Source organism: Paraprevotella sp. (assembly GCF_986071375.1).
This window is the reverse complement of record NZ_CFQRNQ010000015.1, coordinates 1-14,853: the sequence shown is the minus strand read 5'-3', so window position 1 is coordinate 14,853 and position 14,853 is coordinate 1. Positions and strand designations below refer to the sequence as shown.

Here is a 14,853-nt window from a genome sequence, read left to right as displayed (position 1 = left end):
CTCCGTTTTGGTTAGTCCAAATGTAGGAATAAAAACAAGGATGGAAGGAATGTTTCGGAAAAAATGACTGTCTGAAGTCTTATTTTTATCCAAAAGGGTAATTTTTTGACCGGGAAAAGAATGAAAAGGCCTGTGCTTTCATCGGAAGGCACAGGCCGGAAGGGGAAGAACGTTGTCGTCGGCACTATATCAAATGGTGTTGGAGGCAGAGTTGGCAGAAACTTCTGAAATTTTTTGTTCCGCTTTTTTTTAACAGGTTACGCCGGACTTTCTTGACAGCGTCAACTCCCCGGCATATTTCTTCAGCTGTTTCTTGGAGGGACATGCCTTTTAAGCCGCAGAAGATGACTTGTTTTTCTATTTCGCTCAAGGTGATGAAAGTAAATTCCGACCATGCTTTTTCTTTCAGGGAATAGAAAAATGCAGAGGGGATACCTTGGTGTTTGCGAAGGAACACTCTTCCTGTTTCATTACATGCTGCAGGGGTCATTACACAAAGGGCCAACCATAATTTACCATGGCAGAGCTTTAATGGAGCGATTCTTTGGTTGACCAGGATTTTGAAGCTTTCTTTCTTCAAATGGAAGTTGTAATAGAGGGAATACTCCATTTTGTCTTGTTCCGGCAGTTGGTTGAAACGCTCAAATCCCGCGCGTGTGATTTCAAATAACATGGGGGCTTCGTTTTTGGGGATACACTTGAGGTAAAAGTCAAATCCCATACGCCGGACTTCTTGTGGTGTGTATCCGCATAAAAAGCAATGGTTTTCGAACACATGGTAAAATTCCATTTTATAGAAATCAATAATGTAGTAACTTCCCGGTGAAATATATGTATTGGCTCTGACGCCAGTTGTCAAATCTTCCAATTGGGTGTATTGGTCTTCACTGATTTCCTCGGTGATGGCAAAACTATTAAGAAGGGTTTTATAATTATCCATGATGATAAATGATTAGGTTAATAAATTTACTTCGCAAAAGTAATGTGTTTAATGTGGAAAAACAAATTTTGTTGCTTTTATTTGCCTGTCATAAAACGATAAACGGAGGGGGAAGAGTTCTTCTGTTCAGGACGGTGTGTTGGTCTCCAACCGTGCCTCCGTTACATTGAGGATGCAGTCGGAGAGTTGTTCGCATTCGTTGATGACATCCATATACATTGCCCCGGTCTGGTAATTATACACTCCGTTGTTTACGTCTGTAAAATTCAGGTTACGCAGTTGGTTGCGGAATTTATTGATTTCCTTTTCTATATAGTAGGCTGCAGAAGCCTCTCTCGGGGCTTTCCGGATGGATAAGATGGTTCGCATTTGTTCCAATGCTTGTTCTGCCAGTTGGAACATCTGGTGGATGTGTTCCAACTGTTTTTCCGTGAGTTGTTGGGTGCTTCGATAGTTCCTCCGGGCGGTATGGGCGATGTGATGGCAACTGTCTCCGATGCTTTCTATTTCGGCCACTTCGCGTAGCATGCCGCAGATGGCACGTTTAAGGTCGACCGATGGTTCTTCGGTACAGACTTTGTTCAGGTAGTTGGCTATGTCTACTTCCATTTCATCGCAAATATCTTCATAGTGTTCCACCAAGGTGAAAATATTTTTAAATTCCGTTTCATTGGATACGGAGAACAGGAAACGGGTTTGGGTGAACATTTTTGTAACGGTGTCGGCATAGTTGATGATTTCCTTACGGGCTTCCATGACGGACTGTTCCGGAGTGTCGAGCATCCCTTTGGTAATGAAACGCAACTGGCTTTCCTCTTCGTCGTTGTGCCGTGGCTTGGCCACCCAGCGGGTAGCCAGTCGTTCGAGAGGGTTGACCAAACCGATAAACAGGGCGGCGTTGCAAAGATTGAAACCGGTATGGAAGGCTGCCAAAACGTAAGCCAGGTTCTTGTCGGCCGCCATGAGCTTTTGCGTCGGGTCGAAATGGATAAAGTCGCATAGCAAATTGACGAAATAAGGAAAGGCCAAAAACATCCAGGTTACGCCACTCAAATTGAAAACGAGTTGTCCGAGAGCTGTACGGCGGGCAGGCGTTCCGGCAGAAGATGCCGCACGGCAAGTGACGATGGCTCGGCCGATGTTTTCACCCAACACAAAAGCCACGCCGGAATAGATGGACCATACGCCGGTGGAACACAGGGCCATTGAAGTGGCCATGAGCACGGCGGAGGACTGTACGCCGAAAGTGACGGCAGCACCAATGAGCAGCAATATGGCATACGAGGCGTAATTCTCATCGGAAACAGCCAAGTAGCGGGCTATGCCGTCTGGCCCGGTCAGCGTCATGTCGTCGGCCATGTGGCAGAGCAGGCCAAGGCTCAGCAGGATGAAGCATAGGCCGAAGATAGAATTGCCCAACGCGCTCCATTTGCGGTAGTAGGTCATTATAAACGCCACTAATATCAAGGGGTAAATGTAGTTGCTGATGCTGAAATTGAATTCGGCGGCCATAATCCAGGCGATGAATGTATTGCCTACTGATGCTCCCATGAGGATGGGCAGGGCCTGGACGAGCGTGAGCATGCCGGCATGTACGAAACTGACGGTCATCAGCGAAGCTGCGGTGGAGGACTGTATCATGGCTGTGACCAACGCGCCGGTGAGCAAGGACGTGAAACGGTTGGTGGTCAGTGAATCGAGGATATGCCTGAGCCGTTCCCCGGCTAATTGTTGCAGGCTCTCTCCCATGAGTCTTGTACCGTACATCAGCAGGCCAAGGCAACCTAAAAGCTTTAAAAATGCTAAAACCACCATAAACAGTCGAAATATAAGTGAACGATAGTATGTTTTCTCCGTCCCATTGCCTATTTTTAAGGTGTTTATTCAAATCCCCGAAAAGCTTTATGGTACAAGAAATCAAAATACGTTGCAAAAATAATAAAAAAACTCTTCAACTCCCTATCGGAAGTACACTTTGGGACGCTTATCATGCGTTAAATCTGCAAATGCCTTACGGGCCGGTCAGTGCGAAGGTCAATAATAAGGTGGAAGGACTTCATTATCGTTTTTATAATGATAAAGATGTGGAGTTCCTTGATGTTACCTCGTCTTCAGGAATGCGTACTTATACCCGCTCGCTTTTTTTCGTGTTGGTAAAAGCAGTGAAAGATTTATTTCCCGGGTGTGTGTTGCGCATCGAGACGCCGGTATCGAGAGGGTACTATTGCGACTTGCGTATAGGGCGGCCGATAGAAGAGGATGACGTGACGGCCATTTGGCGCCGGATGCGGGAAATTGTAGATGCCGACATACCTTTCCATCGTATACAAAGTCCTACAGAGGACGCGATAGAAATGTTCCGCCGTCAGGGAATGACGAGCAAAGTACGGTTGCTGGAGAGCTATGGTGCTATCTACACGCATTATTACCAGTTGGATCAGACGGTGGATTATTTTTACGGTTCGCTGCTGACATCGACGGGAGGATTGAAGGTGTTTGACGTAATGAAATATTATGATGGCCTGTTGTTGCGTATTCCGTCCAGGAAGAATCCCGAAAAACTGGAGGAGATGGTACATCAGGAGAAGATGCTCGAAATCTTTCGCGAGCATCATCGTTGGCAGGAAATTGTCGGACTGGGTACTGTAGGTGACTTTAACAAAGCTTGTCAAGAGGGTCGGACTACGGAGTTGATCAACGTAGCCGAGGCATTACAGGAAAAGAAGATCGTACGTATTGCCGATGAAATACAGTCGAGGCGGATTTTGAAACTGATATTGATAGCCGGTCCGTCGTCGAGCGGAAAGACGACGTTCAGCAAACGCTTGTCCATTCAGTTGATGGCCAACGGGATAAAACCTTATCCCATATCGTTGGATGATTACTTCTTGGATAGGGAGCATACGCCGCGGGACGAGCATGGAGAGTATGATTTCGAGTCGCTCTATGCTTTGGATCTTCCGTTTTTCAACAGCCAACTGCAAGCGTTGTTGGCAGGCGAGGAAGTGGAACTGCCCCATTTCAATTTTCAGACAGGCCTGCGTGAGAAGAGCGGGAAGAAACTTCGGTTGGAAGAGCACATGATACTGATTCTGGAGGGCATCCACGGCTTGAATCCTGAGTTGACAGCCCAGATAGAGGAACAATACAAATATCGTATTTATGTCTCGGCCATGACGACTATCCTGTTGGATGCGCATAATTATATTCCGACTACGGACAACCGTTTGTTGCGGCGTATCATCCGCGATTACAAATACCGGGGATATTCGGCCTTGGATACCATCCGCCGTTGGCCCAGTGTGCGAGAGGGGGAAGACAAATGGATTTTCCCTTATCAGGAAGAGGCCGATGCCATGTTCAACAGTGCTTTGTTGTTCGAATTGGCGGTCATTCGCAACCAGGCTCTGCCGATATTGGAAAGGGTGCCTGAAAATGTACCGGAGTATTCCGAGGCTTATCGTTTGCGTAAGTTCCTGCGCTATTTCGTGCCTATGGCAGACGATGAAATTCCACCGACTTCCCTGCTGCGTGAGTTTGTGGGGGGAAGCTCTTTCCACTATTAAGGATAGTTCATGCGGCTTCCCTCCCAAGAGTTTTACGAAATTGCCTTTCATCCTTCAGGGATTGATATAATAGGTTTATAGTAAGATGGTTATAGGCTGAACTTTCATCCGGACATCTTTCAGCCATGTTTCAGCCCTACTTCGTAGAGAGGCGGACATTGCCTTGGGCATGACGCTATTTTTTTCTGCGCCAAATGAAAAATCATTCTCAGCCGAACGATTTTTCGTTTGGCGCAGAATGATTTGGCCTCTTCTGCATGACAGCAGGCTGAAAGATGCACACCTAATCCTTCAGCCCGTCAATAGGCTTTCAGACAATGGGTTACGGGTCGAACTGAAAGATGAAGGGACTTTTTAGAAATTTATAGGGGGATCCATTAATCCTTTCAAGCTCATCTTGAAAGTGTTCCCATGCCATCAAGTCCTCGTGCCAGTTTTCAGATTCTTCCCAATCGTCCATAATCCTTTTTTATTCTATAATTTGCCAATATCCTTGCTTCCTGCCTCCTATACGTTTCAGTAAGCCAAGCTCTTGAAGGCGGGAAAGATTGTGTATAACACCTCCCATTGTCACACCTGGAATCTTCTCACATAATTCTTTTCGTGTGGCATTGGGGTGTTCATTCAGATAGACCAATATGGCTTGTTGTTGCTCCGTTAGCTTTTGTATGGTCTTTTGTATGGTCTTTTGGGTAGTTTTCTGGTCGCTTTGGATCGTAGCCCTTTCCGGGTACTCAAACTTAAAGGTTGTCCATATACCCGAAGCATCATAACGAAATTCCGGTGTGGAGAATCCATCTTTCTTACAAGCAGTGATAATGCGCTTGATGCCGCGTTCCCACGCCTCAATCTCACCAGCACGAAAAAACGTATTGGCTATATCAGGGTTATAAGGCATACTCCGATGTGAGGACAATAAGGTTTCCACCGTCCATCCTTCGGGCAGTACCCCACCGTTGATTATCTCCAACTTGTTTTCATACACGCGGATTTGAATAGGAGAAGGTTCTGCGTAGTCTTTGTTGATGCAGGCATTCAATAATGCTTCACGGAGTGCCTCACGGGGCATAGGCAATGTTTCTATCCGTTGGATGCCTTCGTAGGTAATGATGGCTTTCATGTACTTGGTACACAGCAAGTCCATCAGTTTCATGATTTGCTGGAACAGATTGCCGTGCACTTCGTCCTGATATACCAAATCCATACCTTCGCGGAAGAAGCCAACCTTTACAAACGCTCCGGTCACATACTTTTCCGGGTCGGGATGGAATAGTAAGGCAGCAGCACGTTTCAAGTAACTGCCTTCATAAAGTCGGAGCTTCTCCAACAGTCCATGATTATCGTCCATTAAGTCCGCTTCCTCCATGCGTCCGCTCCGTTTGGCATACTTGCGGAACAAATCAAACGTAGCGTTATCCAAGTCCTCCGCTTTCAGATAAGGCACAGGCACACCGTCCCATGTCTTTCCTTGTTTACGAAGCATAAAGCGGTCAAGTGCCGCCCCTTTCAGTTCCTGATTGGTCGCACCGCTCCGTTGGTAATACTTGCCACGGAAACTGACGGGATAAGGATAAGCCTCCGTCACAATCTCCAGATAAGCCTTCCCGTCTTTCTCTTTCAGATTGACATCCAACAAGATACCCATCATGTCGCGCATCTTGTTCGGAATGTCTTCCATCAGTTTCTTGGCATCCTGTACACCGCACACTTCGCCATTGTCCTTTATGCCCACATAAAGGATACCGCCTTGTGCATTGGCAAAGCCACAAATCCATTTCTGGTATTCGTCGCGCCAAGATTCTTTGAACTCTATGTTTTGAGATTCGGTATTCATAGCTTTTTAATGAAGTAATTTGTGACACTGAGAATTTTCTATCCAATGTAAGTATTCTAATGTAGGTCGTAACAAAACACCTAATCGCTTCTTTATCATTGACATTAAAGTCAACTGTATCATCATTTTTATTATTTGTTCGGGTACTTCATGTCCACAAGTAAAAATATGCTCATTATTCTGTTCTGCTAATGACTTTTTCAAAGCTATTTTTGTCGCTTCATATCCATAAACACTATATTGCCCTTTCCTATTTCGTTTGAATTCCCATGTATAAACATAGGAATCTCCAAAAGCACCTTCTGTATATTCGGAAATAATATCTCGTATTTTATGTAATAGTATAAGACGCTTGATAAGATAAAATGCAAAAAGAATGACAAGTGTTAGTATGAGCCAACCCCATAGGGGTAATTGAATATTCCACAAAAACTTCTCTGTTGTCCCATAAATAATACCGGATGCTATTAAGCTACTGACAACTCCAATTATAATACCTTTTATTGTATCTTTCATATTAGTCGTTTTATCCATTATACTTTTTGAAATTCTCCGCCTGTTCCAGAATCTCCTTAAACACCTCGTCATTCGTCACAGGAGGATAGCCGTATTCGGCCAAAACCAAAATCAAATCCATTTTTAGTTCTGCCTTTATATCATCGCGAGTAGACCAGTCGGTATATTTAGACTTATCCGCCACTATCTTTTTGATTTCTGCTGCAAGTTTCAATAGCTTGTTTTCTGGATATTCAAATCCAAATTGCTTGGCTATGGCTTTAAGAATATCGTAAAAGGCTTTTTCTTCGTAGCTGATGCCTAAATCAAGGAAAGATTTCTTTTCCTTGTTTAACTCTTTCAACAAGTCTGCCATCTGATTGGCTACCTCTGTCAATACTTCGTCCGCAAAGATGGCACTGTCCCGGCGGTCATTGTATTTGTCCACCAATGCATTCAGGCGTTTGGAGAAGTCCACGCCTTTTACTTTGTTTACTTTCTTGAATTCCGTGATAACGGTTTTCAGCAGGCGTTCCATCAGTTTCACCTTGGTACTGGGCAATTTCAATTTACCGAGACGTTCCATGTACTCCTCGCTCAGCACGTCCAAGTTTTCCTTGTCGTTGCCTATTTGGATAATTTCCTCTACGCCTTCCGACTGTATGGCTTCCTCTATCATCTCACTGACGCGGCGGTTCATTTGCGAAGCATCCGGCGTGTCGCCAATGGTCAATTTATAGATGATGGAACGCACACCGGTGAAATAATGGATTTCCTCACGTTCCGCATCGCTGATTTCTTCATGGTTGCTGCATAGGTTAAAAGCTGATTTCAGTTTCTTGGCGTGTCCCATGAACAAGTTTTCCAGTTCTTTGGTGCGTTGCATGAATTCGGCACCCTTATTCAGACAGTCCAGTTGTTCCAAAGGTGTCCCTGTCGTAAATTTAGAATAATCAAACTTGCCGAACATCCTGCGGATAATGTCCAATTCGTCTTTCACCATCGTAACGGATTGCTCGACATTTTCCACCGAATCCAAGTTGGCATCCCCTTGCGCATAGCGTTTCAACGCCACATTCATATTGCTCTTGATGCCTATATAGTCCACCACCAAGCCTTTCTCCTTCCCCGGATAGACACGGTTCACACGCGAAATGGTCTGCACCAAGGTATGCTGTTGAAGAGGTTTGTCTATATACATCGTATCCAAGCAATCCACATCAAACCCCGTTGTCCACATATCCACCACGATGGCAATCTTGAAGTTTGACTTAGGCTTCTTGAATTCCTCGGCAAAGGCACGACGGTCTTCATCTGTTCCCAACAGATTGTAAAGTTCCAGTTCATCGTCCTTGTTTCGGGTCATTATCAGTTTTATCTTCTCGATAGGTAGCTCCTGATTCCCATATGGGACACGTGGCTCCGCTGCCATCATATAATGGTCCTCATGCGCTTCTTCGCCGGGTATTTTTGCCCATTCGGGACGCAAGGCGATAATCTTTTTATAAAGGCTGAAAGCGATGGTTCGGTTGGAACAGACGAACATGGCCTTGCCTTCTACCGTACTTCCTTCTTCCACCCGTTTCTCATAGTGGGCAATGAAATCTTCCGCCACTGCTTGTAGACGGTCGGAGTCTCCCAAGATGCGCTCCATCTTGGTGACGGCTTTTTTGCTTTCTTCTATTTGGTATTCATTCGCTCCTTCTTCGGCGCATTGCTTGTAATACTGTTCTATCTCCTGCAACTTCTTGTTGTCGATCAACACCTTGGCGGCACGTCCCTCATAGACGATACGCCGAGTAATCCCATCGGTTACTGATTCAGTCATTGTGTAAGCATCCACCACTTCGCCAAACACGTCTATCGTGGCATCAATCGGTGTACCCGTAAAACCTACATACGTGGCATTGGGCAATGAATCGTGCAGATACTTGGCAAAGCCGTAGTTGCGCTTTACGCCCTTATCCGTCTGCCTGACCTGCAAGGAGAGATTGGTCTGCGAACGATGCGCCTCGTCTGAGATGCAAATGATGTTAGCCCGTTCCGACAAAAGCCGCGTGTCTTCCGTAAACTTGTGGATAGTGGTCAGGAATACGCCTCCGCTGGTTTGTCCGGCCAGATGTTTGCGAAGCTTGTCCCGGCTTTCCACTTCCACTACGCATTCATCGCCGATGAATTTCTTGGCTGTGCCGAACAGCTTGGAAAGTTGGTCGTCCAAGTCGGTGCGGTCGGTAATGAGCACAATCGTAGGACTGGCAAATTCCTTGCTCCGCATCAGCATACGGCTGAGAAATAGCATCGTGATGCTCTTGCCACAGCCCGTCGCCCCGAAATAAGTACCTCCTTTTCCATCGCCACCTTCTTGAAGTTTGGAGTGCAAGCGGATATGGTCGAAGAGTTTGTGCGTGGCAAAGAATTGCGGATAGCGGCAAACCACCTTCTTCTCGTTCTTCGATGAATCAGGGAAGAATACGAAATCTTTTATCACGCTCAACAGCCTTTCTTTCCGGAACAATCCTTGCATCATTGTCAAAAGAGAGTTGATGCCGTCTGTGGCTTTGTCATTTGCTTCTACTTTCCGCCACGCATAAAAGAAGTCGTAAGGAGAAAACAGAGATCCATATTTATTGTTCACCCCATCGCTAATGACCACAAAAGCATTGTATTTGAACAGGTCGGGAATGTCGCGGCGATAGCGCACGGTGAGTTGCTTGTACGCATCCATGATGGTGGCGTTTTCCTTCACAGCACTTTTGAATTCCAATACCACCACGGGCAGGCCGTTCACATAAACAATGCCGTCGGGGATACGCAGCTCCGTGCCTTGTATCTCCAACTGGTTGACGATACGGAACAGATTATTCTTTATGCCCTCTTTGCTAAAATCTATCGGCTCGATAAACAAATCCGGCATAGCCGCATCCTCACGCTTCAACGAAAAGCCCTCCGTCATCAGCCGATAGGTATGGCGGTTCTGCTCATACAAGGAGAAGCCCACATTGGCAGTCAGCTTGGCAAGTACGCGCTCAATCTCCAACGGCGTAATACCTTCGGCTTTATATCGGCTGCGTAGATACAGGCGCATATCATCCCGAAGCAAGACATCGCTCACTTCCTTATGGGTTTCCTCTCCGTTGGTGTATGTGTAACCCTCTTGTTGGAACAAATCCATGATGGAGAGTTCGAGGGCGTGTTCGTTGAAGTGTGGCATAATTTTTATTTATCTCTATTTTCTATTGCGTTTCTTACAGATTCAGGCAATCCTTGATAAAGTGAATCTATTTCTTTAGGTCCTGTAATCATCCGTTCTACAATAATGTTTAGTAGCCGCATAAGCATGGTTGCCGTATTTTTGTCATCAACGTCAAATGCTATTTGCCCCGGATGAACAGCTTTGTTTCCAACAACACGAACGACATCAAGTGCTTGTTGAACAGTTTTAGGCAAACCCTTTTTTACCAATTCCCCGATGTTTTTATTGATATCACGGTCTGTTTCTCCCAATTCATTACACAATCTATCTATGGCAAGGCGTAATAAAGCACAAGCCGCCCGTGGTGATTTGTTGTAAATCAAACTTGCTTCATCATATAATTGTTTTACAGAATCAGGCATATCTTCATTAGCGTCTTCCGCTATAATATCGGGATAAATATATTCATCATCAATCCATAATATCTTGTTATGACAATTTTCACATCTTGCGATTGTTAAATTCTTTTTTGTAGACGATTGATGTCCAAGCATTAAATTAGCATCATCTTGAAAGATATGATGTGCGTATTTCATTAATGATACCGTATTACAATGAGGACAAGTAAATGATTGTAATTCTTTATCTGGTGCTACATAATTCTTTCTCATATTGTTTGCTTTTATTGCCCCATCTTCACCAAAAGCAAAGACTGTAATTCTTGTAATTTCTTATTCTCTTGTCGCTTTTGTTCTATTAATAATTTTATTGGCCTACAATTCTTTGAATATGCACTCAATGTATCGTTATCTGGAATAATGATTTTTAAAGGACGCACCATAGAACAATACAATCGAGTTTGGTCGGTGCTTCCCTGCGACATATGCACAAACATATTTTCCTGCTGCGACACATAGCTTCCAACATATTCTATTAAAAAATCTTCTTTGGCTCTAACCATAGTCATATTAGAGTCGAATGTAACATCTTTCGGTTGGAAATAGATTTGCCCAACGCGTCCCAATGTACCTTTTCCTGTCGAATTGATAAGAATATCACCAAATTTTAATGAAGTACAACTCGATTTCGGTTTGTGCTTCCTTGCTTTAGACAAATCAATACTTCCATTGTAATTGCATTTTTGTCCTAATACAAGATATTTGCTTTCGTCAGAATATACCGGGATAGTTCCTGTTATGATTAATTCGCAAAGCATTTCTAACGTCCCCATTCTCCACCCTTCCGGCAGATTCTCCTTATCGATCCCGTCCACAAACATCTTGCGATAGAGAGCTTGCGCCGTTTCTTCCAACTTGGCGATGATTCGCTCGTTGAGGCGGATGCGGCGCGTAACGGCTTCGTATTCAGAAACAATCTTTTGCTGCTGCTCGATTGGAGGAATGGGCAGTTCCACATCACACATTTCTTCCCAACTGAAAATCTCACGTGCACTGCCGTGTGATTTGAAACGGGCATAGCGGTCGAATTCCGGGCGGCGAAACCACATCATCAGGTATTCTGGGAAAAGCTCCTGCTTATTCTTGACCTCAAAAATCGTATAGGCTTGTGAGACTATCGCTTTTTCATCGTTTTTATACAAAGCAATAGAAACCTTGTCTCCGTTGCGTGAGGTTACAGGTCCGTATGCAAATTGTCGTGGTTCAACCACTTTGTAAGAAGACATATCCGTTCCGATGGTATTTGCTATGGATGGCATGAATTCTTTGGAGATGCTGACACCCAATAGTTTCGTTACCTCCAAATCCCTGTTCCTCACATCCACCTCGCAGATATAGTCACCTAGCCGTTTCATTTCTCCCTTATTCATAGTTGTTCTTGTTTATCAGGTTCACCACTACTCATTCCCTGCCATAAACCATAAGAAGAGCGTGGCGGCAATGCGCTTGTTGCCATCACTGAACGAATGATTTTTTGTTACGAGGTAAAGCAGCATGGCGGCTTTTTCTTCTACCGACGGATAGAGGTCTTGCCCTCCGAAGGTCTGATAAATCTGCCCGATGGAACTCTTGAACGAATCGTCTTTCTCATGGGCAAACCATTGGCTTCCGCCAAACTTGGCTTTCAACTCTTCGATGGCTTGCATGGCTCCCCCGTAGGTAGCATGGAACTTTGCTTCGTTGGTGGTCTGCTCCACTGCCAGTTGTTGGTAATCGTACTTATCCAAGGTATCAAGGGCATAGGCATAGTCGGAAACGACCTCCACCAAATTGAGCGCATCGTCGGAAGTCAATGCCTCTTGTGCCTTGATCGTCCTGCCCAAGACAGCGACCAACTGTTTCAATTCCGTATAGCGTTGTTCCGACAAAGCCTTATTGACGGCATAGCCTTTCACCAGATACTCTTTCAACACTTTGTTTGCCCAAATACGAAATTGCGTGCCGCGTTGGCTTTTTACACGATAGCCTACGGAAATGATAACATCTAAATTGTAAAGGGCTGTTTGGTAGGTTTGGTCTGCATCTTTACCCACATGTGCAAAATTTGCACATGTGGTCTCACGCTCCAATTCATGTTCCTTATATATGTTGTTAATGTGCCGTCCGATGACAGTCCTGTCCTTTTGAAACAGTTCTGCCATCTGTGCCTGTGAAAGCCATACCGTATCCCCATCCATCCTGACATCTACGATGGTTTGCCCATCGGCGGAACGGTAAATTACAATCTTGTCATTCAAGTTCATACCCCAACCCTTTAAACAGGTTCAACAACTCCTTTTTGCTTTCCTCCTCCTGATGAAGCAGATCTTGCATCTGACTTTGCAGTTGCTTCATCTTCGTGTCAAAGTCTATGCCTTCATCCCGGTTTTTGAACTCAATGTATTTGCTAGGAACGAGTGACCATCCTTTCGCTTCAATTTCTTCAAGCGTAGCGGAATAGCAGTATTCGGGTACATTGCGATAGGTTTGTTCATGGCCTTCGCGCTGCCAGTTATGAAAGTTTTCGGCTATTTGCGCAATCTGTTCTTGCGAAAACTGGATATATTTCTTCTCGAACGGTTCACCCCATTGCCGTAGGTCGATAAACAAAACTTCATTTTCCCGATTGCGGTAGTTCACCAACTCGCTGTTCTGTTCTACCGTTCGGGCTTTGCGATTTCCAGCCAATATCCAAAGTGTAACGCTGATATCCGTAGAGTAGAACATATTACGAGGGAGGATTACAATGGCTTCCACCAAATGGTTCTTCAATAGTTGGCGACGTATGTTCAACTCTGTACCATCGCCACTCAACGCACCGTTGGCAAGCAGAAATCCCGCCATTCCATTGGTAGACAGTTTAGAAACGATATTTAGAATCCAACCATAGTTGGCGTTGCTTGTAGGTGGAACTTCATATCCGTGCCAACGCTGGTCGTTGGTCAGTTCATTTTCTGCCCTCCACGCCTTTTGGTTGAAAGGCGGATTTGCCATGATGAAGTCTGCTTTCAAGTCTTTGTGTTGGTCGTTATGGAAAGTATCGGCGGCCCTTTCACCTAAGTTGCAGGCAATGCCACGGATAGCAAGATTCATTTTCGCCAACTTATACGTGGTATTGGTATATTCTTGTCCATATACGGAAATGTCTTTTTTGTTACCGTGATGCGCTTCGATAAATTTCATGCTTTGTACAAACATACCGCCGGAACCGCAACAAGGATCATATATCTTGCCCCGATAGGGTTGTATCATTTCTGCAATGAGGTTGACAATCGTCTTGGGCGTATAATATTCACCTTTACCTTTGCCTTCGGCTATGGCAAATTTGCCCAAGAAGTATTCATATACGCGCCCTATCAAATCGTGTTCCTTGTCTTTCTGCGTATCTATCTTGCCGATGACGTCCAGTAAGCTAGCTAATTTGGTACGGTCAAGCCCTAATCCGGAATAATAATTGCTCGGTAAAGCTCCCTTTAGTGTCGGGTTGTCTTTCTCTACTTGCGCCAAAGCTGCATCTATCTTGATGGCGATGTCATTCTGCTTGGCATTCTCCATCAGGTAATCCCAACGGCTGATTTCATTCAAATAAAAGACGTTCTTGGCATTGTAGAATACAGGTTGGTCTACAAACGCTTCCTTATGGTCGGCTATCAGTTCATTGCGACGTTCCACAAAGCGGTCGAAGGCGTATTTCAGGAATATCAAACTCAGTACCACATGCTTATATTCCGAAGGTTCAACAGACCCGCGTAATTTGTTTGCCGAATCCCAAAGGGTTTCTTCTATGCTCTTCTCTTTCAGTTGTTTCTTGGCCATGATCTTATTCTTCTATCCCGTTATTAATCAATCTTCTCGCATCCACATTCAATATGGCAGCTATCTTCATTAACATTTCCAATGAAGGTTGGCTCGTATTAGAACACCATCGTGAAATAGTTGCCTCGTTCTTTCCTAACTGTCCGGCAAGCCATTTTCTAGTTTTACCTTGTTTATCAATACTTGTTTGTCTTTTCTGTTCCCATATTTGGCTTATATTGCAAATGTGCGATAATTGATTGATGATATTTGCAAAGTTAGTGATTAACAATGAGAACTTAACAAGAACCTTCCATTTTTGTATTGTAATTGCGCCTATGGAGTTCGTATTAAGCGTTTTATACGTATCATTTGTTTCACTTTTTATTGTTGTTCATTTGTCTTTTTTTGCTTCAGATAGAAATCACCGAAAAAGATGCAAAAAGAAATAAAAAAAGCAGCTACCTTAATTAGTAACTGCTTGACTTTCAAGTGGTGCCACCAGGAATCGAATGTTTTAATTCAAAGTCCTAATTTGCAGCACTTTAATATCTTTGGAAAAATCCCCGAACCACTGAATCAGCCATATGCCA

Annotated in this window: 11 protein-coding genes; 1 reads left to right on the top strand and 10 read right to left on the bottom strand. The window is 44.5% G+C overall.

The features are described from left to right. Positions 1 to 184: 184 nt before the first annotated feature. Both AC5RDV_RS09185 and AC5RDV_RS09180 read right to left on the bottom strand, forming a co-directional pair. Positions 185 to 940: a helix-turn-helix domain-containing protein gene (locus AC5RDV_RS09185; protein ID WP_008627792.1), complete on the bottom strand. Its 756-nt coding sequence runs from the start codon at positions 938 to 940 to the stop codon at positions 185 to 187. A gap of 126 nt (positions 941 to 1,066) precedes the next feature. Continuing rightward, entirely contained in the window at positions 1,067 to 2,755 is a 1,689-nt protein-coding gene (locus AC5RDV_RS09180; RefSeq protein WP_282746870.1) for a Na/Pi cotransporter family protein, read from the bottom strand. Positions 2,756 to 2,844: 89 nt separating this feature from the next. On the opposite strand from AC5RDV_RS09180, the gene AC5RDV_RS09175 reads away from it, so the two are divergent. Next, positions 2,845 to 4,506: a nucleoside kinase gene (locus AC5RDV_RS09175; RefSeq protein WP_282746869.1), complete on the top strand. Its 1,662-nt coding sequence runs from the start codon at positions 2,845 to 2,847 to the stop codon at positions 4,504 to 4,506. Between the two features lie 469 nt (positions 4,507 to 4,975). Here the strand turns inward: AC5RDV_RS09175 and AC5RDV_RS09170 are convergent, their stop codons facing one another. The 8 genes from AC5RDV_RS09170 to AC5RDV_RS09135 form a co-directional block, all read right to left on the bottom strand. Next, positions 4,976 to 6,340: an RNA-binding domain-containing protein gene (locus AC5RDV_RS09170; protein ID WP_282746867.1), complete on the bottom strand. Its 1,365-nt coding sequence runs from the start codon at positions 6,338 to 6,340 to the stop codon at positions 4,976 to 4,978. A 6-nt stretch (positions 6,341 to 6,346) separates the two neighbouring features. After that, entirely contained in the window at positions 6,347 to 6,856 is a 510-nt protein-coding gene (locus tag AC5RDV_RS09165) for a hypothetical protein (RefSeq protein ID WP_282746866.1), read from the bottom strand. A gap of 10 nt (positions 6,857 to 6,866) precedes the next feature. Next, entirely contained in the window at positions 6,867 to 10,046 is a 3,180-nt protein-coding gene (locus AC5RDV_RS09160) for a type I restriction endonuclease subunit R (protein WP_282746865.1), read from the bottom strand. A gap of 5 nt (positions 10,047 to 10,051) precedes the next feature. Further along, entirely contained in the window at positions 10,052 to 10,582 is a 531-nt protein-coding gene (locus AC5RDV_RS09155) for a DUF4145 domain-containing protein (RefSeq protein WP_428387553.1), read from the bottom strand. Positions 10,583 to 10,710: 128 nt separating this feature from the next. Then, entirely contained in the window at positions 10,711 to 11,856 is a 1,146-nt protein-coding gene (locus AC5RDV_RS09150) for a restriction endonuclease subunit S (RefSeq protein ID WP_282746861.1), read from the bottom strand. A 27-nt stretch (positions 11,857 to 11,883) separates the two neighbouring features. Beyond that, on the bottom strand, positions 11,884 to 12,729 hold the full coding sequence (locus AC5RDV_RS09145; protein WP_282746860.1) for a virulence RhuM family protein/type II toxin-antitoxin system death-on-curing family toxin: 846 nt from the start codon (positions 12,727 to 12,729) through the stop codon (positions 11,884 to 11,886). Then, positions 12,716 to 14,281, bottom strand: coding sequence for a type I restriction-modification system subunit M (locus AC5RDV_RS09140; protein ID WP_282746859.1), 1,566 nt, complete (start codon positions 14,279 to 14,281; stop codon positions 12,716 to 12,718). Before AC5RDV_RS09140 ends, AC5RDV_RS09145 begins: the two co-directional genes overlap by 14 nt. A 4-nt stretch (positions 14,282 to 14,285) precedes the next feature. Further along, entirely contained in the window at positions 14,286 to 14,498 is a 213-nt protein-coding gene (locus tag AC5RDV_RS09135; RefSeq protein ID WP_282746935.1) for a helix-turn-helix transcriptional regulator, read from the bottom strand. Positions 14,499 to 14,853 lie beyond the last annotated feature (355 nt).

Bases quoted from the DNA above. Each gene is read 5' to 3' on its own strand.
- AC5RDV_RS09185 (WP_008627792.1), bottom strand. From the start codon at position 940: ATGGATAATTATAAAACCCTTCTTAATAGTTTTGCCATCACCGAGGAA.
- AC5RDV_RS09180 (WP_282746870.1), bottom strand. From the start codon at position 2,755: ATGGTGGTTTTAGCATTTTTAAAGCTTTTAGGTTGCCTTGGCCTGCTG.
- AC5RDV_RS09175 (WP_282746869.1), top strand. From the start codon at position 2,845: ATGGTACAAGAAATCAAAATACGTTGCAAAAATAATAAAAAAACTCTT.
- AC5RDV_RS09170 (WP_282746867.1), bottom strand. From the start codon at position 6,340: ATGAATACCGAATCTCAAAACATAGAGTTCAAAGAATCTTGGCGCGAC.
- AC5RDV_RS09165 (WP_282746866.1), bottom strand. From the start codon at position 6,856: ATGAAAGATACAATAAAAGGTATTATAATTGGAGTTGTCAGTAGCTTA.
- AC5RDV_RS09160 (WP_282746865.1), bottom strand. From the start codon at position 10,046: ATGCCACACTTCAACGAACACGCCCTCGAACTCTCCATCATGGATTTG.
- AC5RDV_RS09155 (WP_428387553.1), bottom strand. From the start codon at position 10,582: ATGCTTGGACATCAATCGTCTACAAAAAAGAATTTAACAATCGCAAGA.
- AC5RDV_RS09150 (WP_282746861.1), bottom strand. From the start codon at position 11,856: ATGAATAAGGGAGAAATGAAACGGCTAGGTGACTATATCTGCGAGGTG.
- AC5RDV_RS09145 (WP_282746860.1), bottom strand. From the start codon at position 12,729: ATGAACTTGAATGACAAGATTGTAATTTACCGTTCCGCCGATGGGCAA.
- AC5RDV_RS09140 (WP_282746859.1), bottom strand. From the start codon at position 14,281: ATGGCCAAGAAACAACTGAAAGAGAAGAGCATAGAAGAAACCCTTTGG.